This window comes from Caproiciproducens lactatisolvens (assembly GCF_052443335.1).
Classification (GTDB): domain Bacteria; phylum Bacillota; class Clostridia; order Oscillospirales; family Acutalibacteraceae; genus Caproiciproducens.
The window spans coordinates 951,658-976,484 of the sequence record NZ_CP195750.1 but is presented as its reverse complement, the minus strand read 5'-3'; the positions used below and the strand labels follow the sequence as shown (position 1 = coordinate 976,484).

Annotated in this window: 26 protein-coding genes, 1 tRNA gene and 1 other annotated feature; of the genes, 8 read left to right on the top strand and 19 right to left on the bottom strand. The window is 49.5% G+C overall.

Going from position 1 to position 24,827, the window contains the following annotated elements; genetic code table 11:
• Window positions 1-17: 17 nt before the first annotated feature.
• The gene (locus ACRQV7_RS04715; RefSeq protein WP_444659648.1) at window positions 18-776 is read left to right on the top strand and encodes a MurR/RpiR family transcriptional regulator; all 759 of its coding nucleotides are present in this window, start codon (window positions 18-20) and stop codon (window positions 774-776) included.
• Between the two features lie 135 nt (window positions 777-911).
• Here ACRQV7_RS04715 and ACRQV7_RS04710 read toward each other — a convergent pair whose 3' ends face one another.
• A complete protein-coding gene (locus tag ACRQV7_RS04710) occupies window positions 912-1,328 on the bottom strand; it encodes a carboxymuconolactone decarboxylase family protein (RefSeq protein ID WP_444659647.1) in 417 nt (138 codons plus the stop codon).
• Between the two features lie 136 nt (window positions 1,329-1,464).
• On the opposite strand from ACRQV7_RS04710, the gene ACRQV7_RS04705 reads away from it, so the two are divergent.
• Entirely contained in the window at window positions 1,465-1,908 is a 444-nt protein-coding gene (locus ACRQV7_RS04705) for an Lrp/AsnC family transcriptional regulator (RefSeq protein ID WP_275712897.1), read from the top strand.
• Between the two features lie 158 nt (window positions 1,909-2,066).
• Here ACRQV7_RS04705 and ACRQV7_RS04700 read toward each other — a convergent pair whose 3' ends face one another.
• The 9 genes from ACRQV7_RS04700 to thrS form a co-directional block, all read right to left on the bottom strand.
• Window positions 2,067-2,948 (bottom strand): DegV family protein, encoded by an 882-nt coding sequence (locus ACRQV7_RS04700; RefSeq protein ID WP_444659646.1) that lies wholly within the window; start codon window positions 2,946-2,948, stop codon window positions 2,067-2,069.
• A 183-nt stretch (window positions 2,949-3,131) separates the two neighbouring features.
• On the bottom strand, window positions 3,132-3,944 hold the full coding sequence (locus tag ACRQV7_RS04695; RefSeq protein ID WP_444659645.1) for a hypothetical protein: 813 nt from the start codon (window positions 3,942-3,944) through the stop codon (window positions 3,132-3,134).
• A gap of 90 nt (window positions 3,945-4,034) precedes the next feature.
• Complete coding sequence (locus tag ACRQV7_RS04690; protein WP_444659644.1) at window positions 4,035-4,604, bottom strand: 50S ribosomal protein L25; 570 nt, start codon at window positions 4,602-4,604, stop codon at window positions 4,035-4,037.
• A gap of 339 nt (window positions 4,605-4,943) precedes the next feature.
• Complete coding sequence (locus tag ACRQV7_RS04685; protein WP_444659643.1) at window positions 4,944-5,783, bottom strand: prenyltransferase; 840 nt, start codon at window positions 5,781-5,783, stop codon at window positions 4,944-4,946.
• Between the two features lie 87 nt (window positions 5,784-5,870).
• On the bottom strand, window positions 5,871-6,209 hold the full coding sequence (locus ACRQV7_RS04680) for a hypothetical protein (protein ID WP_275712906.1): 339 nt from the start codon (window positions 6,207-6,209) through the stop codon (window positions 5,871-5,873).
• 48 nt (window positions 6,210-6,257) lie between these two features.
• On the bottom strand, window positions 6,258-6,683 hold the full coding sequence (gene arr, locus ACRQV7_RS04675; protein WP_444660215.1) for an NAD(+)--rifampin ADP-ribosyltransferase: 426 nt from the start codon (window positions 6,681-6,683) through the stop codon (window positions 6,258-6,260).
• Between the two features lie 664 nt (window positions 6,684-7,347).
• A tRNA-Gly gene (locus ACRQV7_RS04670) sits at window positions 7,348-7,421 on the bottom strand.
• 47 nt (window positions 7,422-7,468) lie between these two features.
• Window positions 7,469-7,978 carry a DUF4358 domain-containing protein gene (locus ACRQV7_RS04665; RefSeq protein WP_444659642.1) on the bottom strand — a complete coding sequence of 170 codons (510 nt, stop codon included), beginning with the start codon at window positions 7,976-7,978 and terminating at the stop codon, window positions 7,469-7,471.
• Window positions 7,979-8,391: 413 nt separating this feature from the next.
• Window positions 8,392-10,332, bottom strand: coding sequence for a threonine--tRNA ligase (thrS, locus tag ACRQV7_RS04660; protein ID WP_444659641.1), 1,941 nt, complete (start codon window positions 10,330-10,332; stop codon window positions 8,392-8,394).
• A 598-nt stretch (window positions 10,333-10,930) separates the two neighbouring features.
• Here thrS and rny point away from each other — a divergent pair.
• The 5 genes from rny to recG all read left to right on the top strand — a co-directional run bounded on the left by rny (window position 10,931) and on the right by recG (window position 17,784).
• Window positions 10,931-12,466, top strand: coding sequence for a ribonuclease Y (gene rny / locus ACRQV7_RS04655; RefSeq protein WP_442867951.1), 1,536 nt, complete (start codon window positions 10,931-10,933; stop codon window positions 12,464-12,466).
• Between the two features lie 296 nt (window positions 12,467-12,762).
• Window positions 12,763-13,527: a TIGR00282 family metallophosphoesterase gene (locus tag ACRQV7_RS04650; RefSeq protein ID WP_444659640.1), complete on the top strand. Its 765-nt coding sequence runs from the start codon at window positions 12,763-12,765 to the stop codon at window positions 13,525-13,527.
• A gap of 126 nt (window positions 13,528-13,653) precedes the next feature.
• The gene (locus ACRQV7_RS04645; protein ID WP_038323180.1) at window positions 13,654-13,914 is read left to right on the top strand and encodes a stage V sporulation protein S; all 261 of its coding nucleotides are present in this window, start codon (window positions 13,654-13,656) and stop codon (window positions 13,912-13,914) included.
• Between the two features lie 181 nt (window positions 13,915-14,095).
• Complete coding sequence (locus ACRQV7_RS04640; protein ID WP_444660212.1) at window positions 14,096-15,760, top strand: DAK2 domain-containing protein; 1,665 nt, start codon at window positions 14,096-14,098, stop codon at window positions 15,758-15,760.
• The gene (recG, locus tag ACRQV7_RS04635; RefSeq protein ID WP_444659639.1) at window positions 15,757-17,784 is read left to right on the top strand and encodes an ATP-dependent DNA helicase RecG; all 2,028 of its coding nucleotides are present in this window, start codon (window positions 15,757-15,759) and stop codon (window positions 17,782-17,784) included. Before ACRQV7_RS04640 ends, recG begins: the two co-directional genes overlap by 4 nt.
• Window positions 17,785-17,933: 149 nt before the next feature.
• On the opposite strand, the gene ACRQV7_RS04630 is transcribed toward recG, so the two are convergent.
• Window positions 17,934-18,626, bottom strand: a complete 693-nt coding sequence (locus tag ACRQV7_RS04630; protein ID WP_275712914.1) for a metallophosphoesterase family protein — start codon at window positions 18,624-18,626, stop codon at window positions 17,934-17,936.
• A 152-nt stretch (window positions 18,627-18,778) separates the two neighbouring features.
• On the opposite strand from ACRQV7_RS04630, the gene ACRQV7_RS04625 reads away from it, so the two are divergent.
• Window positions 18,779-20,131, top strand: a complete 1,353-nt coding sequence (locus ACRQV7_RS04625) for a D-alanyl-D-alanine carboxypeptidase family protein (RefSeq protein ID WP_275712915.1) — start codon at window positions 18,779-18,781, stop codon at window positions 20,129-20,131.
• Between the two features lie 105 nt (window positions 20,132-20,236).
• Here ACRQV7_RS04625 and rplL read toward each other — a convergent pair whose 3' ends face one another.
• From rplL to ACRQV7_RS04585, 8 genes are all read right to left on the bottom strand, one after another.
• Entirely contained in the window at window positions 20,237-20,611 is a 375-nt protein-coding gene (rplL, locus tag ACRQV7_RS04620; RefSeq protein WP_275712917.1) for a 50S ribosomal protein L7/L12, read from the bottom strand.
• Between the two features lie 37 nt (window positions 20,612-20,648).
• Window positions 20,649-21,185 (bottom strand): 50S ribosomal protein L10, encoded by a 537-nt coding sequence (gene rplJ / locus ACRQV7_RS04615; RefSeq protein WP_275712919.1) that lies wholly within the window; start codon window positions 21,183-21,185, stop codon window positions 20,649-20,651.
• Window positions 21,186-21,219: 34 nt separating this feature from the next.
• Window positions 21,220-21,369: a sequence feature (ribosomal protein L10 leader region), on the bottom strand.
• A 42-nt stretch (window positions 21,370-21,411) separates the two neighbouring features.
• Window positions 21,412-22,107: a 50S ribosomal protein L1 gene (rplA, locus tag ACRQV7_RS04610; protein ID WP_275712921.1), complete on the bottom strand. Its 696-nt coding sequence runs from the start codon at window positions 22,105-22,107 to the stop codon at window positions 21,412-21,414.
• 59 nt (window positions 22,108-22,166) lie between these two features.
• On the bottom strand, window positions 22,167-22,592 hold the full coding sequence (gene rplK, locus ACRQV7_RS04605) for a 50S ribosomal protein L11 (protein ID WP_038323170.1): 426 nt from the start codon (window positions 22,590-22,592) through the stop codon (window positions 22,167-22,169).
• Window positions 22,593-22,711: 119 nt separating this feature from the next.
• Window positions 22,712-23,233: a transcription termination/antitermination protein NusG gene (gene nusG / locus ACRQV7_RS04600; RefSeq protein WP_275712922.1), complete on the bottom strand. Its 522-nt coding sequence runs from the start codon at window positions 23,231-23,233 to the stop codon at window positions 22,712-22,714.
• A 20-nt stretch (window positions 23,234-23,253) separates the two neighbouring features.
• Window positions 23,254-23,487: a preprotein translocase subunit SecE gene (gene secE / locus ACRQV7_RS04595; RefSeq protein WP_275712923.1), complete on the bottom strand. Its 234-nt coding sequence runs from the start codon at window positions 23,485-23,487 to the stop codon at window positions 23,254-23,256.
• Between the two features lie 20 nt (window positions 23,488-23,507).
• Window positions 23,508-23,657, bottom strand: a complete 150-nt coding sequence (gene rpmG / locus ACRQV7_RS04590) for a 50S ribosomal protein L33 (protein ID WP_038323165.1) — start codon at window positions 23,655-23,657, stop codon at window positions 23,508-23,510.
• 181 nt (window positions 23,658-23,838) lie between these two features.
• Complete coding sequence (locus tag ACRQV7_RS04585; RefSeq protein WP_444659638.1) at window positions 23,839-24,627, bottom strand: DUF7674 family protein; 789 nt, start codon at window positions 24,625-24,627, stop codon at window positions 23,839-23,841.
• Between the last annotated feature and the right edge of the window lie 200 nt (window positions 24,628-24,827).

Here is a 24,827-nt window from a genome sequence, read left to right as displayed (position 1 = left end):
AAAAGAGGAGAATGAAAATGAATCCAATTGAACAAATCAAGCTCTGCGAACCGCAGTTTACGCGTTCCGATCAGAAAATTGCGCAATACGTCCTGGAGCATCTGGATGTGATTGCTTCCTACCCCATTATTGAAATTGCGAATAAAGCCGACGTTTCAAAATCCGCCCTGCTCCGCTTTTGCCAGAAGCTGGGCTATACCGGTTTTTCGGAATTTAAATACGAGGTGTCGAAGCATCTGCTCTCCGGTTCCTTCAAGGACCCGAACGCCGTCAACGGCAGCGACGATATCGTCAATATTTATCTTTCCTGTATCAGCCATATCCCATCCCATATTTCGGACGGAAAAATTAAGGAACTCTGCAGCCTGATCGTTCATGCCGATAAAATCAAAATATACGGCGTTCATGAAAGCGGGCTCTCCGCCAGCTATTTTGCTTTCCGGCTTGCCTCCCTTGGGATTGACGCGGAAACGATCACGCTGCCGGGAGTTTTTAATGAAAAAGCCAGTTTTTCCGGCGCGCGGGATCTGAATATCTTTATCTCTGTTTCCGGTATGACGGCATGCGTCATCGAGGCGGCGGGCACGTCGTTCCTCCAAAAGGCGAAAACCGCCATGATTACGCAGAACAGCAAAGCAAAATATGCGAACCGGTATGACAGCCTTTTGATCATTCCCTCTCTGGAAACGGATAAAAACAAACTGTTTCTGGACTCTCAGGCCATCCTGTACATTTGCATCGACCTGATTATCAACAAGCTTGCCGAGCATCTATAAAGGGAAACGCGCCTTTTACAGTGCCCGTCAGGAGAGGGGCGGTTTGGATAAAAGCTTGGTTCAGTATAACAAAAACGGAGTCTGTGCCGCGGCGCAGACCCCGTTTTTCGTTTTATACGGCAATGTGTAAACCACTCAAATTTGACAGCTTGGCCCTAAGTCCAGTAAGGCTCCGAATCTTTGGCAAGCCGTGATAAAGCAAATAAGCGCCAAAAGCTCCGAAATCTCGTCGTCTGTAAACGTCTCTTTCAGCACGCCGGATTCTTCGTCACTGATATGTGTTGTTCTGCCGGACAGATCTGCGATATGGACAGCCAGCCGCGTCCGCGCATCCATTTCCGTTTTTGACGGAGCCCCCTTGGCCTTACAGTATTCACAGCCGTTATGAAAAGCCAGGGTGCGCCGGACTTCCTCTTTTAATTCTGCGGGAAACGTATCGCTGGAAAAAATACATTCTTCCAGAGAAGCCCATTTCTCCAATATGGCTTTATTATGCCCCAACAGCAGCTGAAACGGTGTAAGCCCGTTTTGTGAAAAAGAAATGATTGCCATAATTTTTCCTCCTTCATGATGTGTTCCATTGACAAATCAATTATAGCAGGAATATAATAAAAACTGTATTTTATACGATATAATATTACCATATTTATATTTCTATTGATATATATATTTGAAAAGAGTGTTTTAAATGAAAATAGACGAAATCGATGTGCAGATTTTGCATGAGTTGCAGGCGGACAGCCGGATTTCTATAAGGGAGTTATCTAAACGAATCAATCTTTCACCGCCTTCTGTTACCGAGAGGGTGAGAAAACTTGAGGATCATAACATTATTGAGGGATATACCATCCGTTTAAACAAAAAGAACCTTGGCTTTGCAATCGATTGTATCATTGAAGTCACAATGAGAGATGGACAATACGAGAAATTTAAAAGTTTTATTAAGGATTATAAGCACAGTGAATGGTGCTACAGAATTGCCGGGGCTGCGTGCTTTATCGTTAAATTGTCAGTCGCTTCTTTAGAGGATATCGAACAGTTTATAAATGCCATATCCCCGTATGCTCTGACGAAGACGTCCATTGTTTTTTCAAAAGTGGAAGTGAATAGCAGTATCAATAAGTTTTTTTAAATTTCATTTTGCAATAATCTCTCCCACTTTCCCGGTACGCGGGCTATCCTTTTTTTTCTCCATACCTGCGTTGGGGGTACTCTTCCATCATCCGCAAAAAACAGTCCGGCCAAAAGGCCGGACTGTTTTTTCTCCGTATTTACGCCGGGGTTCAGGCCCTAAGAAAGCGGATCTTCAATGAACCCAATTCCTGCCGCACCGGGGCCGGAATGCGCCCCCACAACAGCCCCAAGTTCACTGTGATAGATGGACCCCGAAAAATTTGTTATTTTTCTAAAATAATGAACGGCATAATCAATATCTTCCTGAAATTCTGCATTTTGAAAAGTAATAATCATTTTATTGATATTGGTAATTCGTGAAACCGCAATGTCCACCATGGTTTTCAAAGAATGTTTTCTTCCTATTACGACCTTCACCGGGTGCACAACGCCGCTGATGAATTCACACACTGGCTTGATCTGGACGAGTTTACCGACAAAAACGGCGGCTCCTCCGATTCTTCCGCCTGACTGCATATATTTTAAACTGTTCACTACAAAAAGCGTATTTGTTTTCTCGACGATCTTATGAATGAGATCGATAATTTCCTGGAAACTTCGACCGCTTTTAATAATTTTAGCAATTGCAATTTCTAATGCGGCTTGTCCACAGGCACAAGTATTGGAATCAATGACTTCAATTTGTACGTCTCTGTTTTTTTCCATAAAAAAGTTTTTTGCCATAATGGCGTCCTGAAAGCTGGAGGACAACTTAGAAGAGATTGTTGTGACAACATAGTTGGTAAACCCCTTGGCATGTCCTTCTTCAAATACTGCCAGCCAATCGTTCATATTGGGGGCCGAAGTTTTGGGAACATCATCCGGGTATTCGTCCATATGCCTATAGAAATCAGCTAAGCGATAATCAAGGTTTTCCCTGCAGTAATCGGTGTCTTCAAACTTCAAATAAAAGGGTACTTCTTTAATCTGATTCTGCTTAATAAAATCCCGCGCTAATCCCCCTGAAGAGTCTGTAACCTGACATATCAATTCATTCATTTATCTGCACCCTTATAAATTTAGTTTGTAAAACCCATAAACTCGTCATGCTCACTTATTTTTTGTATTCTGTAACAGGAAGGGTCTCATTATCGATAATTTCAATTATATTCTTTGCTCTCACGCTTTTCAAGTTTATACCGGATTTTTCTGTATAAAAATAAAAAGCACACCGGAAGGCAGTCACTGCTTCGCTTCTGACGCATTTTCTATCATGTTGATTTCCATAAGAGGACGCAGACGATTTATTTTACAAAAATACTGGTAAAACGCAAGTGCCGATTCTTTCTGTTCCGTGTTTTCAAGCAGCCGTGTCATTTCGGACAGTATGTGATTCATTACCGTGCCGGAACAATACTTAAATGCCGTGTTTCCCCAACGCGGCGCTGCATTCTGATCGAAATACTCCCAAAACAGCAGAATATTCTCAGACGGGACGCGCATTTGATACTTCGGGTGTCCTTCGATCAGCCCGTCATGCACATCCTTGCCAAAAAAATCCTCTCTGACCATGAACGCGCCTATCATCCGCCGGTCCTGCTCCGGCCTCTCTCTCTGGCGTTCAGTCAGCAGGCACACCGAATTTGGCTTCAGTCTCTCTGCAATTCGCGGCTGTCCCTTTGAATACCCGCTTAAATACCGTCCCGTCGAAACGATACAGGTCTTGAATATCTGTTCCGCATGTTCCGGCATAATGTCAAAAGCGGCGTGCGAGTTGGCTGTTATGGGGAAATTGAGCAATTTTTGCCTGCGCTCCTGTTCTGCCTGCTCCGCCTGACGCTGCCGGTTTAATTCAGCTTCTTTTTTAGCAATTTGCGCTGTGATATGCCGCTGCATATTCTTATCTTTCAAGACCAAATACTCTCTGAATGCATCCGGATAGATAAACTTTTTTTCGCCTCCAGGGAAGCACACCGTTATTGTATCGGCAGTTAAAGCCGTAACGACACCGGGGCCGAATGTCTTATGCTTAATTGCCTGACCGTTAATATCCATTTTTCTCCTTTCTAATGTGAAAAAGAACTTCTCATCCCGACCTGGCGACCAGAGATGGAAGCTCTTTTCAAAATGCGGCGGAGATAAAGATTATTGCTCCGTACTCACATCGGCATCGGCTCGTTTTTTTTCGCTGATGCGCAGAACAATATTACCCGCATCGGCCTGCAGTTCGATTTTATCGCTTTGAAATTCCGGGATATCACCGATCGTAAGCGTCGTCCCGACCGGCATATTTTCAAGATTGACCGTAACGGTATCGATCAGATATTCCGGTTCGGCGGCGTGAGGAACCTGCATCTGCATCTGCTCCAGAACGCCCGGCACTTTTTCCTTGTTGATAAGCACAATATCGGCAACGCTGTTGAATTTTTTTCCCGCCGCCAATACCTGGAAGCTGACATGGACTATTTCGTTGTTCATGCTGTTATATTCCAAATCCTTAATGAGCGTCGGATAGGTTTTCCCATCTACCTGAATATTCACCTTGCTTCCGTTGCGCTTGGTTCGCAGGAGTTGCCTTGCCGTCCTCTGATCGATCTGGACGGAGAGCGATTCCTTCAATCCTGCGCCATAGATAACGCACGGCACAATGCCTGAACGCCTCAGTTGTTTGGCCTTTGCGGCCGGGTCGCGCTTTTGCGCCAAAATGGTATTCATCTTAGCTCCTCCTACTAAAAAATTTTTGGTGTCTTGTAAAAAAGAAGGGCTTTTTATAGTACGCCAATCAGCGCAATACCAAAAGCCCTTCTTAAAGACGGTTCTTTTATATTTGATTCTGTTAGTCAGTATAACACAGATTTGAGAAAAAAGCAAATCTTCGTACCTGCGCCGGGGTTCAGTTCCCCATCATTCTATAGAGACAAGGTGCCGACCCTTTAAGATCGGCACCTTGTCTTGTGTCATTAGTACAAAATAGATGCATTTACAACTTGCCCGTTTATTATCGGCAGGACATGTTTCATAAGCTTTACGTTATGCTCATAATGGGAATATAGACTATTTCTTTGTTTGAAGATTCCGCAAAATTTCATGATAGCGTATTGTTGCCATTTCGCTTGTTTTACCCTTTTTACAGAAAGAAAGCCCGGCCAGCTTCGGAACAACACGCTCGACCACAATCTGTCCATCTACCATTTTGGATTCCAAAGTTTCTAAGGCTTCAAGAAACCGTCTATCCTCCTTAGCTCGGTTGTAAAAGGACAAGACGTAGGCGTATATAAAAAGGTTGTAGTTTCGGAAAGGGTATTCAACTTGCATGAATAATGTGCCAATTCCATAGTGACACGGGCCAATAGGCTTTCTGATTGTCCAATGCTCCAGCAAAAAATCCACGGCCTTGTCAAGTGCGGGTTCTTTGTTAAGATATTCGGTGAAGCGGAACGTGTTGAGGGCGTTAAGCGTGGGGAAAGGGTTTGAATACTCCGTTTCCGGCCCTCGGCCAAAGCTGAATTTATCGCAGCGCCAGCCGCCGTCTGTATACTGTATATCTAACAGATGCTGCAAGGTTTTTTGCAGTCTGACATCAGAAACATACCCCATGTGGCAAAGCACATTGGCGGCGTGGATGGTTTGGCATGGGTAGACAGCGCCTTGAGGATACAGCTTAAAACGTCCGTCCTCCTGCCAAGTGCTAAATATCAATTCGGAGGCTTCTTTCAGCAAAGGTTCTGTAGGCTCCATACCCAATTCCAATAGGTACATTACGCTCTCTAAAGTTGAGAACGGCGCACCTTTTATCAGACGCTTATCTGGCGTAGTCCAGAGGTCAGCTCCATTATCATGCCTATGGGACAATATCGCTTCCACATCTGATGCATATCGCTTCTCTACAGCCATCCCTTTCCCCTCCCTCAATTAGATCCAAACCTAATCAATTTCCTTAGCCATCTTAATATTCGTAGCTCACCAATAAATTGGAATACTTCAGAAAATATCAAGCAACCTTAAAATCACTATAACTGTACCAATCCCAAAAAGCGTTCCCAAAATGGCTTTATTATTCTTGGCAAGCCATTTTGGAAGGAAGATATCAAAGCCTATCTCATGATCATCTGTATATTTTTCCCCCACAACCGTTAACGGACATCTCCAACCAAACAGAATGAGAATCAATCCTTCTATCAAGACCAGCCCAATTGCGATAAAGGTATGGATATTGATCCTGTCAAATATACCTGTGAACAGAATATAGAAAATCACTAAGACAAAAAACGCCCAAATGATTGTATGAATCAGTTTTATGCATAGCAACTTCTTACTCATTTTCTCTCTTCTCAATAGGATCAAATTCCTGTTAATCTGGTGTATGTCTTAGTTTATAATTTCTCCTTTGTTATTGGCCATCTTATCACGCCAACGGCGAAGTTCCTCAGGCATCTGTTTCAGCCACGCTGTTTCCTCGCCAATAATTTTTAAAGGCTCCTGAGAGCGATATGATCGTGTCAAATTGCCTGGAAATTTCTTGTCAGTTACATTTGGGTCGTTTTCAAATTCCCCTGTGGGTTCCACAATATAAATTCGTTCTCTTCCATCTCCTCTTGCTAATGCCGCCGCAAGTCCTGCTCCATTAATACTGGCCGTGAAATAAATGTGGTTCATTTTGAGCTCAGGTTTGTAATTCGAAATCCCTCCTGCTGTCAGCAAATCACCCACCTGCAAATCTGCTTTTGTCCCATGATAAAAGGGACCTTTATCAGAAGGCATAACCTTATACGAATTTGATAATTCGTAATTCATTTTTGCCTTGTCTGGATCGCGTAACTCCTCATGGCATTTGGCAATGTTAAAATATAACGATGGGAAAGCACTCTTAACACTATCATCATTTAGTTTTAATGCAAACTGCAAAGATGTTTCCAACCATCTTAATTCGGCTGAAATACTATCTTGATGTCGGGCTACATAATAAGATGAAATAAATCTCTCAAAGTCATTTGTTGCTTCACTCCAGGCTTTAAGAAACAGCATACTTGCATCGTTGGGTTTGCCATTGTCTTCCATGCCCATACCGCTCAGACATAGTTTTATAATATTGTTATTTGGGTCAAATTGAATATTCATTTATTTTACCTCATCCTCTCTTTTCATAAAATTTCTCCACAAGTCATCAAGTTCGTGTTTATCTTCGTGTTTTATAAACGATTTGAAGTTGAAATATGCCTTTATAAGTATAACAGAAAATCAGACTAAGTATAGATACAAAATTGTATCTATAACTTAGTCTGATAACCATGGAGCGGGAGAGGGGAATCGGGTGGCCGTACATTCGCCCGCGTTCCGCGAGTCCCTGCTTTTTTCCCGGTGCGCAGGCCGCCTCTCTTTTTCTCCGCACTTGCGCCGGGGTTCGATTCCACCATCTTCCGAAAAAAACAGCCCGGCCTATCCGGCCGGGCTGCTTTTTTGGAGCGGGAGAGGGGAATCGAACCCCCGTCATCAGCTTGGGAAGCTGATGTTCTACCATTGAACCACTTCCGCATGTGCATTATTTTATCATAAAAATTTTAAAGAATCAAGTGAAAAATTCATTTCACAATTTCGGTGAACAATTTTTCATTCGTGGAAGCTTTATTGCCGACAGTGACAAGAACATATCTTCCCTGCTGCACAATTACAAAATTCTTCAGCAAATTGTACTGTTCAGGATTCAGGCTTTTAAAACCCGCGGCCTTGGAATTGATATGGTTGGCGGCGGCGGCTTTCAATTCGGGAAACTTTGATTTATCCGTCAGCAAAAAACAGGCGATTTCCGAAGCGCTGTCGGACGATTTACTCATGTACAGCGAACTGTCGGCAATAATCCCGTCGGGAATACTGTAATGCTTGGACAGTTGATTCCGGCTGACCTCAATCATATCGGAATAATGCATTTCACTGATAATTTCCGCGGTAATACTGGCGGGAGAAGGCCCCACCGAATTTTCTTTCACATTTTTAGCCCAAAAAAAGGAGCCTCCAAAAATAGCGAAAGCAACCAGCAGCGCGGCTACTGAGAATATTTTCCATCCCTTCCGGCTCAAAACTATTCTGCTCAATTTCTCGCCCCCACCCCACTGCTATTATTGTGTATTTTAACGCATGATCGAAACGACTTAATTTCATATGGGAATTTTTTCAAAATATAACAGCATTTTATGGAAACTCCAAAATTTTTTGTATGAGCGGAAGAAAACGTCCTATAATCGTCTGGCTTTACATAAATCGCAGCATAATATTTCTAAAATATAATAATAAGTGATTTCTTCCACACTTTCAACCGAGTTTTCAACATATTAATCTTACAGGGACCGGATTTTTCCCTATTTTTCAACTTATCAAATGAACGGTGGAAAAAATACGGTGGAATAATAGGAAGTTTCACAGGTTGACATAAAAACCGGTTATGTTGGCCGACCCGCAAAAGGAAAAGGCCGGATGATGATCCATCCGGCCCCGAACAAAAAGGAAATCAGTCTTTTGACTTTTCAGCAACCTGAGCGACCGCTTTTGCAACAAATGCATCAACAGCCATAGAACCAATATCGCCATCCTTGCGGCTGCGCACGGAAACGGTACCCTCCTGCGCCTCTTTATCCCCGATAATGAGCATATAGGGAATTTTCTGAAGCTGCGCTTCGCGGATCTTATATCCGATTTTTTCGCTTCTGGTATCGCAGGCCGCTCTCAGGCCGGATGCCTTCAGCTTTGCGACTACCTTGTCGGCTTCCGGCTGCAGGCGGTCGCTGATCGGCAGCACCCTGACCTGCTCGGGCATCAGCCACATGGGCAGCGCGCCGGCGTATTTTTCAATCAGCAGGGCCAGCGTGCGCTCGTAGCAGCCGATGGAGGTGCGGTGGATAATATAGGGATTCTTCTGCTTCCCGTCCGCGTCCGTGTATTCCATGCCGAACTTTTCGGCCAGCATCTGGTCGATCTGGATGGTGATGAGCGTATCTTCTTTGCCAAACACGTTTTTGATCTGGATATCGAGTTTCGGGCCATAGAAAGCGGCTTCGCCGACGCCCTCCACATAGGGAATCTCAAGATGGTTCAGAATCTTGCGCATGACGCTCTGCGCTTCGTCCCACTGCTCCGGCGTCCCGATATATTTTTCGCGGTCGTTGGGGTCCCACATGGAGAACCGGTAGGAAACGTCCTCGTAAAGACCGAGTGTCTTCAGCATGAATATGGCAAGCTCCAGGCAAGCCTTGAATTCGTCTTCCAGCTGGGCGGGCGTACACATCAGATGCCCTTCGGAAATCGTAAACTGCCGCACCCGGATCAGTCCGTGCATTTCTCCGGAAGCCTCGTTGCGGAACAGCGTCGATGTCTCATTGTAACGCAGCGGCAGGTCACGGTAGGAACGCTTCTTGTTCAGGTAAGCCTGATACTGGAACGGACAGGTCATCGGGCGCAGGGCAAAAACCTCGTCGTCCTTTTCCTCGTCGCCGAGGACAAACATGCCGTCCTTATAATGATCCCAGTGCCCGGAAAGCTTATAAAGGTCGCTTTTCGCCATAAAAGGCGTCTTTGTCAGCAGCCAGCCGCGGCTTTGTTCCTCGTCTTCCACAAAGCGCTGCAGAAGCTGAATCACGCGCGCGCCGTTCGGAAGCAAGATCGGCAGGCCCTGCCCGATCAGGTCGCTGGTGGTGAAGTAGCCGAGCTGACGGCCCAGAATATTATGGTCGCGCTTTTTCGCCTCTTCCACCTTCGCCAGATATTCCTCAAGCTCGCTGCTCTTCGGGAAGGAAATGCCGTAAATGCGCTGCAGCATCTTATTTTTGGAATCGCCGCGCCAATAGGCCGCCGTATTTGCGGTCAGCTTAACGGCTTTTACGCAGCCGGTGCTCATCAGATGGGGTCCGGCGCAGAGGTCGGTGTAGTCTCCCTGACGGTAAAAGCTGATCTTTTCCCCCTTGCCGGAATGCTCCTCGATCAGTTCCACCTTGTATTTCTGGTTTTCCTTCTTCATCAGCTCAACCGCCTCGGGGGGGTCAAGCTCAAAACGCTCGATCGGGATATTTTCCTTGATGATCTTTTTCATTTCCGCTTCAATTTTCGGAAGATCTTCCGGGGTCAGGGGGCGTTCCAGATCAATATCATAATAAAAGCCGTTGTCCACTGCAGGGCCGATGGCGAAGCCGGCGCCGGGGAACAGCCTTTTCACCGCCTGCGCCATAATGTGCGAGGTGGTATGCCAGTAAGCCTTCTTGCCCTCTTCACTGTCAAAAGTGAGGATTTCCAGCTCACAGTCGCCGGTTACGGGCGTTCGCAGGTCCACTGCCTTTCCATCTATTTTACCGACACAGGCGGCCTTGTACAGGCCCATGCCGATCGACTTTGCAATTTCAGCCACCGTGATGCCGTTTTCAAACTCCCTGACATCCTCTTTCAGTTTTACTTTTACCATAATCTTTCACTCCTTCAAATAAAAAAAGCCTTACCCCAAAAAGGGGCAAGGCTATCGCTCGCGGTTCCACCCAATTTCAGCGGACAAATCATCCGCTCTCATTGCAGCAGGTAACGGTGCTGCCCGGCATGCCTTTGGCAACCTGCGTTCGGCACGCACTCGGAGGCGGTGTCCTTTCTGCCAAACTGCGCGCACGCTTTCAGCTGCTGCATGCGCTCTCTGTTGCAATTGCACGGTGGAAAGGCTTCCTCGTCAACATTTTTTACATATTCTTATATATCGTTCATATTAGCACCGTCTGCGGAACTTGTCAACGGACGGCCGGGCAATTTGTTAATATTATACAGATTTTTTTCGGATCATGTGACTGAAACAACAATCGTCCTTAAATAATATGAACAGTTTGTATCGATTGCAAGCGATATTTCTTGACATTAGGGTACCAGAAGTAATACAATTATGAATAAGATGCACATATATGCATTCATGGGCTTAACGCACCCATCTTAATTAATTTTAAACTAAGAATATTGAAAAAGTAAGAAAGACAAGGAGGTGCCAACAATTGACCACAGCCACTGTTAGTTTGCTAACATGTATTATCATCGCGCTGGTCTGCGCGGTGATTGCAGGCGTGATTGCTTTCTTAGGCGGAATCGCCCACCGGAAAAAGCAGGCCGAGTTTACCATCGGTTCCGCTGAGCTGGAAGCCAAAAGAATCATCAGCGACGCGATTAAATCATCCGAAGCCAAAAAGAAAGAAGCTGTTTTAGAGGGCAAGGACGAAATCCACCGTTTGAGAAACGAGTCGGAACGCGAGCTGAATGAACGCAGAAAAGAAGTACAGCGTCAGGAACGCCGCATCCAGCAGAAGGAAGAAACCCTGGATAAAAAAATGGAAAGTCTGGAAGCGAAAGACGAAATCCTGACCAATAAAAACAAACAGGCGGATGAAAGGCTTGCCGAAGCGGAAGCCGTAAAGAAAAGCCAGTTTGATATGCTGGAGCGGATTTCCGGATTCACCGTGGACCAGGCGAAGGATTATCTGCTGAAGAATCTGGAAGACGAGCTCACCCATGAAAAGGCCGTCAAGCTGATGGAATTTGAACAGCAGACCAAGGAAGACGCCGACAAATCCGCGCGGGAAATCATTTCGATGGCAATTCAGCGCTGTGCGGCGGATCATGTGGCGGAGGCCACCATTTCCGTTGTTCCGCTGCCAAATGATGAAATGAAGGGCCGTATTATTGGACGTGAGGGAAGAAATATCCGGGCGATTGAAACTCTGACCGGTGTCGATCTGATTATTGACGATACTCCGGAGGCGATTACCCTTTCCAGTTTTGAGCCTGTTCGCCGCGAGGTAGCCCGCATTGCGCTGGAGCGTCTGATTGCGGACGGCAGAATCCATCCCGCAAGAATAGAGGAAATGATAGAGAAGGCGCGCCGCGAGGTGGATGCCACCATCAAACAGGAAGGCGAGCGTGCCGTGATCGAGGCCGGAGTGAACGGAATCCACCCCGAACTGATCAAACTGCTGGGACGGTTGCGTTACCGCACCAGCTACGGACAAAATGTTTTGAATCATTCGCTGGAAGTTGCTTTTTTATCCGGTGTGATGGCTTCCGAACTTGGTTTGGATCCTACAATCGCACGCAGAGCCGGTTTGCTGCATGATATCGGCAAATCGCTCGACCATGAAATTGAAGGTTCCCATGTCGACATCGGCGTCGACGTGGCTCGCAAATACAAGGAAAGCGAAACCGTTATCCACGCAATTCACGCGCATCACAACGATGTGGAGCCTAAAACAGTCATCGCCTGCATAGTACAGGCGGCAGACGCAATTTCAGCCGCCAGGCCGGGCGCAAGGCGTGAAAACCTTGAAAATTATATCAAACGGCTTGAAAAGCTGGAGGAAGTCGCCTCTTCCTTTGACGGTGTGGAACGCTGCTTTGCGATTCAGGCCGGCAGAGAGATCCGGGTCATCGTAAAGCCCGAAATGATCAGCGACGACAAAATGGTGCTTCTGGCCCGCGACATCTGCAACAAGATTGAGAACGAGCTGGAATATCCGGGACAGATCAAGGTAAACATAATCCGTGAAAGCCGCGCGATTGAGTACGCGAAGTAACTGGGCGGAACGTACTGAATGGCGCATAAGCGGCGGAGCGTAATATAGGGCGCTTCGGCGCATTGGGGAGAAGTTTTTGGGGAACAGCGAAAGCTGTTCCCCATATTCATTTCTTCCGCGCCCTTCTGTTATTGGGAATTCTCACCGCTTTGGCCTGTTTTTGACGTCAACCGGACCGGCGTCAATGCGTATTTAGGGATTTACTTGATAAAAATAAACTGTTACAATTACAATGAATTATTACAGAAGAGCCCGCAGGAACACTGGGGGCATCCATACAGAAGGTAGGCTTTCGAATGAATATTCTTGCAATCGGCGACGTTGTCGGCAGCATCGGCTGCCGCTTTCTTCGCCAGCATCTCCCGGTATTCAAAAAAATGAAAGGGATCGATCTGGTCATTGCAAACGGTGAAAATTCCGCCGACGGCAACGGCCTGACGCCCGTTTCCGTCCAGTTCCTGTATGACAGCGGCGTGGATGTGATCACCGCCGGCAACCACAGCTTCCGCCGCAAAGAAAGCTACGAGCTGTTTGATTCCAGCGAATATCTGATTCGTCCCGCGAATTTTCCGTCCTCGGTCCCCGGCAGGGGTGCCTGCATTGTGGACATGGGACGGGTCCAGGTAGGCGTCATCAATCTGATGGGGACGATTTACATGGAGAGCCTGGACTCCCCGTTCGACACGGCCGACCGCCTGCTTGCGGACATGCCCAAAATTACGCTGGTGGACTTTCACGCGGAGGCGACCGGGGAAAAACGTTCCTTCGGCTATTATCTGGACGGGCGCGTTTCGGCGGTTTTCGGCACGCACACCCACGTTCAGACCGCGGATGAATGCGTGCTTCCGCAGGGAACCGGGTATATCACGGATCTGGGCATGACGGGACCGATCCAGTCCGTGCTCGGCGTAAAACCCGAGCTGGTCATAGAGAAAATGAGGACCAAAATGCCAGTCCGTTTTGCGCTGGCCGAGGGCGACTGTAAAATGGAATGCGCCCTGTTTCAGATCGATGAAAAAAGCGGAAAAACCGTCTCTGTGGAGCGGATCCAGATCCAATAACAGCAATTCGTTGGTTTTTACAGTTTTTTTTTCATAATTTACGTGTTTTTGGTAAATAATACTTGCAAAACTTTGTGTTTCGTTTTATGATGATACTATGATTTTGCATAGTCTGGAGGATGGCCTATGGAAATATTGAAAGTATCGTCAAAGTCAGCGCCAAATTCCGTTGCGGGCGCAGTCGCAGGAGTGATTCGCGAAACAGGGTCTGTCGAGCTGCAGGCTGTCGGCGCCGGCGCCGCCAATCAGGCAATTAAGGCCATTGCGATCGCACGCGGATACCTTGCCCCGTCCGGAATCGACGTTGTCTGCATCCCAGCCTTTGCCAGCGTAGTGATTGACAATGAAGAACGCACGGCGATCAAATTGATTGTTGAACCCAGATAGTACCGACCCGTATTGATATCCTCACATGATGTGAGGATATTTTTTATGGCTCCTTATGCCCTTTTTTCACCCCGCCGGAAGGCTGTGAGAAATTAAGATTGAATCTGCCTGTGCACTATGATATAATATTAAAATGAAAAATAAGGTAATGCAATAAGTGAAATTTAGGGAGTGCTGAATGGTGATAAATGGAATTGACCTGAGAAACGCTATAATATCAGGCGCTAACAATATCGTAAAGCATAAAACATCGGTCGATGAGTTGAACATCTTCCCTGTTCCCGACGGAGATACGGGAACCAACATGTCCATGACAATGAGCTCCGCTTCCCGCGAGCTCTCAAAAAATACCAGCAGTAACGCGGGCGAAGTCGCGCACACCGCAGCTTCCGCCATGCTCCACGGCGCAAGGGGCAACTCCGGAGTCATCCTTTCCATACTGTTCCGCGGGTTCTCCAAGGGCATTGAGGGAATGGAGGAGGTCAGCGGCACCGATCTCGCCAACGCTTTGGGCATTGGCGTGGAGGCCGCCTATAAGGCCGTGATGAAGCCGACGGAAGGAACCATCCTGACCGTTTCCCGCGTTGCCAGCGAAAAGGGCAAGGCGGCCGCGGCCATTGACGACGACGCCGTTTATGTGTGGAGCGCGATCTGCAAGGGCGCTGCCGAAGCGCTGGAAAAAACACCGGAGCTGCTGCCCGTACTGAAAAAGGCGGGAGTAATCGATGCCGGAGGAAGAGGACTCTGTTATATTTTGGACGGAATGCTGAGCGTCTTTAAGGACGGTACCATCATTATGAATGAAGCGGACTCCCCCGAGGAGCAGGCGGCTGAAACCGACTTTTTCAGAAACGCCGCCGCGGAATTCGATCAGGTCATCAACTTTACCTATTGCACCGAATTTATCGTGGGACGCGACCTTGAATGCAAAAAAGACCCGCAGGAGCTTCGCGGCTACCTGGAAAGCATCGGCGACAGCGTGGTTCTGGTGGACGACGACGACATTATCAAAGTGCATGTGCATACGGAAGAACCGGGCAACGCGCTGCAGTCGGCTCTGGTATTCGGCCAGCTGTTGACCGTGAAAATAGAAAACATGAAGGAACAGCACCGGAAGGCCGCGGAGGCAAACGAAGAGGCAAAGGCAAAGGCCGTGGCTTCCCTGGAACCTGCGGAGCCTGCCGATGAGGTCGGGTTTGTCTCGGTTGCCGCCGGAGAAGGCTTGAAAACCCTTTTTACCGACTTGGGCTGTACGCACGTCGTCAGCGGCGGGCAAACCATGAATCCCAGCACAAACGACCTTCTGGCCACGATTCTGGCGACTCCCGCAAAAACCGTTCTGGTTCTGCCAAACAACAAGAATATCATTATGGCGGCCGAACAGACCATCCCGCTTGTGAACGACCGCACGGTAATCGTCCTGCCCACCCGCACGATCCCGCAGGGCCTTTCCGCCATGCTCGCCTACGATCCGGACGCAAGCACGGAAGTAAATACCGTCGCGATGATGGAGGCCGCTTCCAACGTCTCGACCGCTTCCGTCACCTTCGCCGCGCGCGACTCCGAGTTCGGCGGCCACAAAATCAAGGCGGGCGACATTCTGGGCCTGAACAACGGCAAGCTGGAACTGATTGAAAAAGATATTGTCCATACCTGCAGCAAACTGACGCGCTCCATGATTACCCGCGGCACTTCGTTCATTACTATTATTTACGGGGCGGACGTTACGGAGGAACAGGCAAACGAGGCTTACAACCGGATTAAGGCCAGGGTCGGCAACGAAACCGAGGTTACGCTCGTCAACGGCGGCCAGCCGGTGTATTATTTTATTGTTTCTATTGAATGATGCGTTCTTTATTTGAAAGAAATATCCGCGACCTGAAGGGCGTCGGCGAAAAGCGTGCCAAGCTGTTTGAAAAGCTCGGCGCGCCGACCGTCGGCGCTCTGCTGCGTCTGTACCCCCGTACCTACGAGGACCTGAGCCGCCCCTATCCGATCCGCCTGGCTCCGCTGAACGAGCCCTGCGCCGTACGGGCGACCGTTCTGGAGCGGCCGAAGGAAACGAGAATCCGCGCCGGAATGATGATCTGCAAGGTAACGGTCACCGACGGCGAAAGCGATATGGAGCTGACCTATTTCAACAATCCCTATATTCCTTCCATGCTGAAGGCGGACGAGGAATACGTATTTTACGGAAAGGTAACCGCCAATTTCCTGAAACGGGAAATGACCACGCCGGAATTTGTGCGCGCGGCGGTCTGTCCCCCTATTCGGCCCGTTTATCATCAGACGCTCGGGCTGACCAGCCGGATGATCGAAAACGCGGTCAAAAGCGCCCTCGATCTGCTTCCGGACAGGATACGCGACCCGATTCCGGAAGCAATCCGGGAAAAGTACGGGCTTTGCCCGCTGCGGTTCGCGCTGGAAAACATCCACCTGCCGCAGGATATGGAGGCGGTGGAAACCGCCCGGAAACGCCTGATTTTTGAAGAGCTGCTCATTCTGCAGCTGGGTCTTCTCCGGCTGAAGGGTCGCAGCCGCTCTATAAGCCTCCTGAGGCTCGATCACGACTGTTCCGAACGTTTTTACGGTTTACTCCCCTTTGAGCCCACACAGGCCCAGCGAAGGGCCGTAAAAGAAGCCATAGCGGATATGATGAGCGGATTCCCGATGAATCGGCTGATCCAGGGAGACGTCGGCTCCGGAAAAACCGCGGTCGCGGCGGCGCTTTGCTGCTGCGCCGTTGAAAACGGGATGCAGGCGGCGCTGATGGCGCCCACGGAAATACTGGCGCAGCAGCACTACGCTTCCCTGTCCGCCCTGCTGCGGGATACGCGCGTCGCGCTGCTGACCGGCTCGATGCCGGCCGCAAAGAAGCGGGAGATTCTGCAGGGACTGCTGGACGGAGAGATCCAGCTTGTCATCGGCACGCACGCCCTCCTTTCCGAAAACGTCGCGTTCCGACGCCTCGGCCTGGTGATCACGGACGAGCAGCACCGTTTCGGCGTGGCGCAGCGCGCGGCTCTCGCCTCCAAGGGCGACCATCCGCATATGCTTGTCATGAGCGCCACCCCCATCCCGCGCACGCTCGCGCTGATGATCTACGGCGACCTCGATATTTCGATTCTGGACGAGCTTCCGCCCGGCCGGCAGAAAATAGACACCTACGCCATTACGGGCGATAAACGCCTGAGGGCGTTCCGTTTTATCCGGAAGCATATCGACGAAGGCAGACAGTGCTACATCATCTGCCCGATGATCGACGAAGGGCAGAACGATATGGCGAGCGTGAACGAATACGCTGAAAAAGTAAGGACCCGGTGGCTTCCCGATTATCCGGTCGGCGTGCTTCACGGAAAAATGAAGCCCAAGGAAAAAGAAGCCATTATGACGGATTTTGCGCGGGGAAACATCGCGGTGCTGATTTCCACGACCGTTGTGGAGGTCGGGGTGGACGTGCCCAACGCGGTTGTGATGCTGATCGAAAACGCGGAGCGGTACGGCCTTTCCCAGCTGCACCAGCTGCGCGGGCGCGTAGGGCGCGGAAAATACAAGTCCACCTGCATTTTAATATCGGACGCTCAGAACGAAGAAACCGTCGCGCGGCTGAAAACCATGTGCGCGACCAACGACGGCTTTCAGATTGCGGAGCAGGACCTGAAGCTGCGCGGCCCCGGCGATTTCTTCGGCCACAGGCAGCACGGACTGCCGGAGCTGAAGATCGCCGACATGGTCCACGATATGGACCTGCTGAAAGAAGCCCAGTCCGTTGCGCGGGAAATTCTGAGCATGGACGCCGAGCTGGAGTCCCCGCAGCACCGGGGCCTGCGTGCGGAAGTAAAACAGCTGTTTGAAAACAGGGCGGATTAAGCATCCGCCGGCTGCGGCTGTTGAAAAATGGCTCCAGCAAAAATATTGCATAAAAATGCGCCTTGATCGGTGAATCCGTTTCAAGGCGCACTTTGCTGAGATCGTCTCTTTGTATATCATTTTCCGCCGCAAATCTGTCCTGCCAGCCGCTATGATCGGAATCTCTTGTATTGCGGAGGCTCCACCGGGATAATGTCATTGAACACCGCATAATTTTTGGTGGTGATTTTCCGGTCGATATGGATGGAGCCGAAAAACCATTTCTCGAATTTGACCTGCTTGACCAGCTGCTCGAAATATGCCTCCAGCTGATTGGTGCTTTCCTTGGGATTCACCGTATGGGACATCACCTTCGGGGCCGGTTCGTGGGTCAGAATATAGTCCACCGCCATATCAACCGCGGAAAGGTTCCTGACGCCCTCGCGCATTTCCTCCATGCTCGGCATTTCGCGCTCCCACCATTTTCCCGCGGCGATGCGCATCTGCTTTTCCGTGCTTTCCCCGCCGCCGAACACGAACAGCTTCTTCCCTTCTATGGTATAGACCTGTCCGCGCATGAGGTGATACAGGTTGCCGCTGATGTTCTGCACCCGGCCGCCGTTCCACTCCGTCACGGGATACTGCTCCAGCAAATCAAAATTTTCATGGGTCCCGTCAAGAAAAAGAAGGTTGTATTTTTTCTTGCCCAGCCTTTTCAGATTCTTTTCCTCTTTCGGGCCGCCGTCCCAGAGGAAGCCGAAATCACCGCATACAATCAGCGTGTCCCCCTTCTTCAGCTTCTTGGCCTGACCCGAGTCAAAACGACATATTTCGCCGTGAGTATCCCCTGTTATGTAAATCACTGTGATTCCCCCATCAAATCTTACAATTTAATTACATTTCCAAACTGCCCTTTATCTTTCGCAGAAATGCTGTTATACTAATCTACAGGTCTGTACGCCCCTGATAATATCAAACTTTACACATATAATATCACATCGGAGGAAAAAGTTCCATGAAAAAAACGCGCCAATTCCTGTCTGTTTCCATCCTTCTGATTCTGGTTCTGTTTTCGCCCGTCAGGGCGGCCGCGGCCACCTTCAATATTGATTTTGAACCGAACTGCGCCGCCATTGAACTGGTCAATCTGGACACGGACACCGTCGTTTATCAGAAAAACGCAAACGAGCGCCGGGAACCCGCTTCCACTACCAAAATTATGACCTTTATCGTTGCCAGCGAACATATTAAGGACCTCGAAGGGACGAAAATAACGATTACCAAAGAAGTCATGGACACGCTTCTCGGGACGGGCAGCTCCATGTCCAATATCAAGGTCGGCGACGAGCTGACCGCCCTTCAGCTGATGAACTGCATGCTGGTGCCGAGCGGAAACGACGCGGCGCTGTTTCTGGCGGACTATGTGGGAAAAGGAGATATCGACGCCTTTGTCGATATGATGAACGCGAAGGCAAAGGAGCTGGGCTGTACCGGCACACACTTTACCAACCCGCACGGCCTTCACGACGAGAACCACTACACGACGGCGCACGACCTTTACCTGATGACGAAATACGCGATGACCCTGCCGCATTTTACCGAGATCACCTCACAGGCGCGCGCTTCCTACAAACCGGTGGGCGGTCCGGGGGCGGGGACCCTGCGTACCCTTTCCACCACCAACCTGCTGATCGATAAAAACACGGGAAGCCAGTATTATTACCAGTACGCGCGCGGCATTAAAACGGGCCACACCGACGAGTCCGGCTACTGTCTTGTTTCTTCCGCCACCGCGGAGGGCTACAGCTATCTGTGCGTCGCGCTCGGCGCGCCGTCCGTAGACGCGAACGGCAAACAGATCAAGACACGGGGTGAACTGGTCGATACAAAGAAGCTTTACCAGTGGGCGTTTAAAAATCTGGAGCTGAAAAATATACTGAACAGCGAGGAGTCCATCGGCGAGGTCAAGCTGAAGGACGCCTGGAACAAGGATAAGCTGCTGCTCGTGGCTGAGAAGGATTATTCCGCGATGCTGCCGATGAATGTGTCGGCAAGCAGCGTCATCGTCACCAAGAACGTCCCCGACGCCGTCACTGCGCCCGTCAAAAGGGGGCAGGTCATCGGGACGGCGACCCTCAGCTATGCTAATCAGAAGCTGACGACCGTCAATCTGGTGGCCGCGGAAAGCGTTGAGCGCAGCGAACTGCTGCATTCCGCCAATACCGTCAAGGCCATTTTCACTTCCGTCTGGTTCGTCGTCATCGCGGCGGTGATCGTTCTGCTGGTCATCATCTACATTGTCCTTGCGCTGATCTACAACCGCAAAAAGAAGAACCTGCGCAGAGTAAAGAAATACAGGAAAATGTGATCAGACAGCAAAGCTGAGCCCCCGGCGTTGCCGGGGGCTTTTTATGGAATTACAGAAAAAAGCCCTGCTGTTAAAACAGCAGGGCTTTTTGTATTGGAAATGGAATTATTTAACTTCGACTTCTGCGCCAGCCTCAGCAAGCTTTGCTTTGATGGCTTCTGCATCGTCCTTGGAAGCGCCCTCTTTAACAGCCTTCGGTGCGCCGTCAACGAGCTCTTTCGCCTCTTTCAGGCCAAGGCCTGTAATCTCGCGGACAGCCTTGATGACCTGGATCTTGTTGGGGCCGACAGCCTTCAGGACAACGTCGAACTCCGTCTTCTCTTCAGCGGCGGCGGCAGCCGGAGCAGCGGCGGCGGCAACAGCAACCGGAGCGGCAGCGGATACGCCGAACTCCTCTTCCAGAGCCTTTACGAGCTCGGAAAGCTCAAGAACAGTAAGGGATTTTACATCTTCAATTAATTTTACAACTTTATCAGACATTGTGAATTACCTCCAAAATTTTTATTTTCAGGAAACCTTATGCGTTGGCAGCCTGCTTTTCCGCGATTGCGTTCAAAGCGACGACCAAGCCTTTCATTGTGCCGCTCAGCACAGTAACGAAGCCCGCAATAGGAGCATTCAAGCCGCCCAGAGCTTTTGCAACCAAAACCTCTTTGGAAGGCAGGGCAGCCAGTTCTTTGACTCCGTCGGCGTCAATGGCGCCGCCGTCGACAAATCCGGCCTTGAGTTCAAATGTTTTGCTGGTTTCAGCAAATTTAGCGAGGATCTTTGCGCTGGAAACATAATCGTCCTTGCTGATTGCCAGAGCGGTCGTGCCTTCAAGAACATGGTCGAGGCCATCGATCCCGGCGTCCTTCAACGCAAGACGTAGCAGGGTGTTCTTGACGACCATGTAGTCGCTGCCCGCTTCACGCAGCTCTTTGCGGAGCTTTGTGTCCTGAGCGACCGTGATGCCCTTATAGTCGACAATGACACCGGTGCATGCGCCCTTCAGGTTCTCGGTCAAAGCGGCAACCGCCTGCTTTTTTTGCTCTAAAATCTTCTCACTTGGCAAATGTATTCACCTCCGTCAGTTGGAATGCGGCGCGCAGGAAAATGAAAAAGCCCTTCCCGCATGACCGCGGAAAGGGCATAAATACATCATCATAACAATGCGTATCGGCCTCTATCCTCGGCAGGCTGGGCAAAACCCATTAAGCAAATGCGCCTGCTGTCTTTGGAATAAAGAACAGCGAATATTATACTATCACAGACCGTGCGGCCTGTCAAGCCTTTCGGAATCAGACGCCAACCTTGTTCGGGTTGATTCTGACGCCGGGGCCCATTGTGGAAGCCACGACGCAGCTCTTGATATACTGGCCCTTGGAAGCGGCCGGCTTTGCCTTTACGATTGCGCCGAGCAAGGCGTCAAAGTTTTCGAGCAGCTTCTGACCGCCGAAGGAAACTTTGCCGATTGTGCAGTGGATAATGTTGGTTTTGTCAAGCCGGTACTCGATCTTACCGGCTTTGGCGTCGGCAATTGCCTTGCCAATCTCGCGGGTAACCGTACCGGCTTTCGGGTTCGGCATCAGGCCGCGGGGGCCCAGAACCTTACCTAAACGGCCGACAAGGCCCATCATGTCCGGAGTCGTGATCAAAATATCGAAATCCATCCAGTTTTCGGACTGGATTTTCTGTACCATTTCTTCGGCGCCGACGAACTCGGCACCGGCAGCCTCGGCTTCTTTGGCGGCGTCGCCTTTGCAGATCGCCAGTACGCGGACCTTTTTACCGGTTCCGTTCGGCAGTACGATCGCGCCGCGGACCTGCTGGTCAGCGTGGCGGCTGTCTACGCCCAGCTTGACATGGACCTCAACGGTCTCGTCAAACTTGGACGTCCCGGTCTTGACGCAGAGATCAAGAGCCTCGTTTGCATCATAAAGCTTTGTACGGTCGATCAGCTTCATGCCTTCAACGTATTTTTTACCGTGTTTCATTGGTTTTCCTCCCTATTGAGTGGTAAAATCGGAGTAGAAAAGTTCCTCCCACCCGGGTGTCAATCTACGACTTCAATGCCCATGCTGCGCGCTGTGCCGGCAACCATGCTCATGGCTGTCTCAACGGAAGCCGCATTTAAATCGGGCATCTTTGTCTCAGCTATCTTTCTGACCTGCTCGCGTGTGATCTTTGCTACCTTTTTCTTGTTCGGTTCACCGGAACCGCTCTCAATACCGCAGGCCTTTTTAATCAGGACGGCAGCAGGCGGGGTCTTGGTGATAAAGGTAAACGAACGATCCGCATAAACGGTAATGACAACAGGAATAATCAGTCCTACGTCGTTTTTCGTGCGCTCGTTGAATTCCTTTGTAAACGCCATGATGTTGACGCCGTGCTGACCGAGAGCCGGTCCTACAGGCGGCGCCGGGGTAGCCTTGCCAGCAGGTATCTGGAGCTTAATCAAGCCCGTAACCTTTTGAGCCATTTGTTTGCACCTCCAAAATTCGTGGTAGATGGCGGAGCGGATGCTTTGAGTTTATCCGTTCCTCCCACAGGGGCAATGCCCCTCATAATCAGCGGTCTCCCGCAAATTATCGTGAAATGTTATTCCATCGCTTCAGCCTGATTCAGTTCAAGCTCAACCGGTGTTTCGCGCCCAAACATGGATACTGTTACGCGGACGCGGTTTTTGTCGACGTCGACTTCTTCGACAGTACCGACAAAACCCTCCAACGGGCCGTCGATAATGTGTACGGAATCGCCGACGCTGTAAGAAACCTCGATTTCCTTCTGTTCAACGCCCAGCTTCGCCACTTCTTCATCCGTGAGCGGAATGGGCTTGGACGACGGGCCGACAAAGCCCGTACAGCCCCTGATATTGCGGACAACATACCATGACTCATCGGTTAGGAGCATCTTCACCAAAACATAACCGGGGAAAATCTTGCGCTCGACATCGCGCCTTTTGTTATCTTTGATTTCCGTAACAGTTTCCGTCGGCACACGGATTTCCTGAATCAAATCATGGAGCTGACGGTTTTCCACAGTCTTTTCAAGATTAGAGGCTACCTTGTTCTCATACCCGGAATAGGTATGAACAACATACCATTTTGCGTCTTCAGGCATCGTAATTTCCTCCGCTTATCCTACTTTGCAACATTCATAATCAACCCAAGCAGGTTCATGAGCAACGTGTCGAGTCCAAAGATAAACAGGCCGATCAGAAATATTGTTGCCAAAACGACGCCGGTATTCCTAAATACCGCCTGCGGTGTGGGCCATACAATCTTTTTTACCTCATTTTTGCAGTCGCGGAAAAACTTGGAAGCATTCTTGCCCGTTCTCGCAAAAAAGTTTTCTTTTTTGGATGTATCTGCCATTCTTCGTCCCTCCGTCCGGCTTACTTCGTCTCTCTGTGAAGAGTGTGCTTCTTACAGAATCTGCAGTACTTGTTCATCTCAAGCCTGTCCGGATCATTCTTCTTGTTTTTCATCGTGTTGTAGTTGCGCTGTTTGCACTCAGTGCAGGCTAATGTGATTTTAACTCTCATGACGGCACCTCCCGTTATACGGAAAAATATTTAGGCCTTTTTTAAGGCCTCAGCCTCCCTCTTAAAAGGGCGCAAAAAAATAACCCCTTTATGAGGTATAAACATCATAGCATCTCGTGTGGAATCTGTCAAGCTTTTTTTACGAAACGGAGCGGATTTTGCCCGCCCCGATTTCCCGTCTTTATTTCATGTCGTTCAGATTGGCCGCGACAAATCTCTTTTCCTTCTTTTTCTTTTCGGGCTTTACCACTTTCCCCTTGAATTTCAGCCCCGCGGTGTAGCCTTTTTTCAGATCGTCGCTGAACATCGGCTTCATATTTTCCGCCGCCCGGTCGCTCACGCCGTTCAATACCACGATCGTAATAATGGAGCGCACGTCCATGTCGCCGTTGGCGTACATGTCGTTCAGAAGGTCGCAGCAGCGCTTGATGCTGTCCGTTTTTGTTCCCTGGGCGCAGAGCGCGTCAATTTTCGGCACCAGACGCTCCTTTGCGAAATGAATCGCGCGCACTTCCTCGTACTGATTTCTTTCGCCGTTGAGCTCCTCTTTCAGCTCCGGGAAAATACCGACGAAGCGGTTGAAGAAAAACACCGGGTCGGCATTGTTTTCGTCGTCTTTCTTGCGCTTCTTTTTCATTTTGGCCGCCGCCACGCGCTTCGGCCCCTCAATGGTCTCTATAAAGTCGTTCACAATGCTGTCGGCCTCGGTCAGGCTGTCCGTCTCGGGGTCAAAAAGCCAGATGGAAATGGACTTCCACTTTAAGTCCGGCTCTCCGTCCTCGGCATCGCAGGTTCGAAGCTCAAAGCGCTTTTTGTCCTGATGATAAAGAATACTGTAGGCGGTATTCTCCCCTTTAAACAGCACCAAACGGCCGCTGCCTTCCTGTTCCTCACCGGCCTTTACGAATCCCTGTCCGTTTAAAACCGCACCGACTTTTTCAGCAATCAGGTCAAATGCCTTCTGCTCCAAACAAATCACTCCTGAATCTGTATTTCCGCACACCGCTTGTCCGCACTGGCGGGACCCCGGTATGCACCTGTATTTTTCTTCTATATTCAACCAAAGATAGTATGGCTCACGATATTTATAAATTATACTACATAAACATTTTTTTGTCACCATACAATTTAATAAAATTCCGATTGCACCGCTAAAAGCCTTGTGGTATG

Bases quoted from the DNA above. Each gene is read 5' to 3' on its own strand.
- ACRQV7_RS04645 (WP_038323180.1), top strand. From the start codon at position 13,654: ATGGAAATATTGAAAGTATCGTCAAAGTCAGCGCCAAATTCCGTTGCG.
- rplA (WP_275712921.1), bottom strand. From the start codon at position 22,107: ATGAAACACGGTAAAAAATACGTTGAAGGCATGAAGCTGATCGACCGT.
- rplK (WP_038323170.1), bottom strand. From the start codon at position 22,592: ATGGCTCAAAAGGTTACGGGCTTGATTAAGCTCCAGATACCTGCTGGC.
- recG (WP_444659639.1), top strand. From the start codon at position 15,757: ATGATGCGTTCTTTATTTGAAAGAAATATCCGCGACCTGAAGGGCGTC.
- ACRQV7_RS04705 (WP_275712897.1), top strand. From the start codon at position 1,465: ATGAAAATAGACGAAATCGATGTGCAGATTTTGCATGAGTTGCAGGCG.
- ACRQV7_RS04685 (WP_444659643.1), bottom strand. From the start codon at position 5,783: ATGGCTGTAGAGAAGCGATATGCATCAGATGTGGAAGCGATATTGTCC.
- rpmG (WP_038323165.1), bottom strand. From the start codon at position 23,657: ATGAGAGTTAAAATCACATTAGCCTGCACTGAGTGCAAACAGCGCAAC.
- ACRQV7_RS04710 (WP_444659647.1), bottom strand. From the start codon at position 1,328: ATGGCAATCATTTCTTTTTCACAAAACGGGCTTACACCGTTTCAGCTG.
- ACRQV7_RS04650 (WP_444659640.1), top strand. From the start codon at position 12,763: ATGAATATTCTTGCAATCGGCGACGTTGTCGGCAGCATCGGCTGCCGC.
- ACRQV7_RS04680 (WP_275712906.1), bottom strand. From the start codon at position 6,209: ATGAGTAAGAAGTTGCTATGCATAAAACTGATTCATACAATCATTTGG.
- ACRQV7_RS04625 (WP_275712915.1), top strand. From the start codon at position 18,779: ATGAAAAAAACGCGCCAATTCCTGTCTGTTTCCATCCTTCTGATTCTG.
- ACRQV7_RS04695 (WP_444659645.1), bottom strand. From the start codon at position 3,944: ATGGATATTAACGGTCAGGCAATTAAGCATAAGACATTCGGCCCCGGT.
- rplL (WP_275712917.1), bottom strand. From the start codon at position 20,611: ATGTCTGATAAAGTTGTAAAATTAATTGAAGATGTAAAATCCCTTACT.
- nusG (WP_275712922.1), bottom strand. From the start codon at position 23,233: ATGCCTGAAGACGCAAAATGGTATGTTGTTCATACCTATTCCGGGTAT.
- ACRQV7_RS04690 (WP_444659644.1), bottom strand. From the start codon at position 4,604: ATGAATACCATTTTGGCGCAAAAGCGCGACCCGGCCGCAAAGGCCAAA.
- ACRQV7_RS04715 (WP_444659648.1), top strand. From the start codon at position 18: ATGAATCCAATTGAACAAATCAAGCTCTGCGAACCGCAGTTTACGCGT.
- thrS (WP_444659641.1), bottom strand. From the start codon at position 10,332: ATGGTAAAAGTAAAACTGAAAGAGGATGTCAGGGAGTTTGAAAACGGC.
- secE (WP_275712923.1), bottom strand. From the start codon at position 23,487: ATGGCAGATACATCCAAAAAAGAAAACTTTTTTGCGAGAACGGGCAAG.
- ACRQV7_RS04700 (WP_444659646.1), bottom strand. From the start codon at position 2,948: ATGAATGAATTGATATGTCAGGTTACAGACTCTTCAGGGGGATTAGCG.
- arr (WP_444660215.1), bottom strand. From the start codon at position 6,683: ATGAATTACGAATTATCAAATTCGTATAAGGTTATGCCTTCTGATAAA.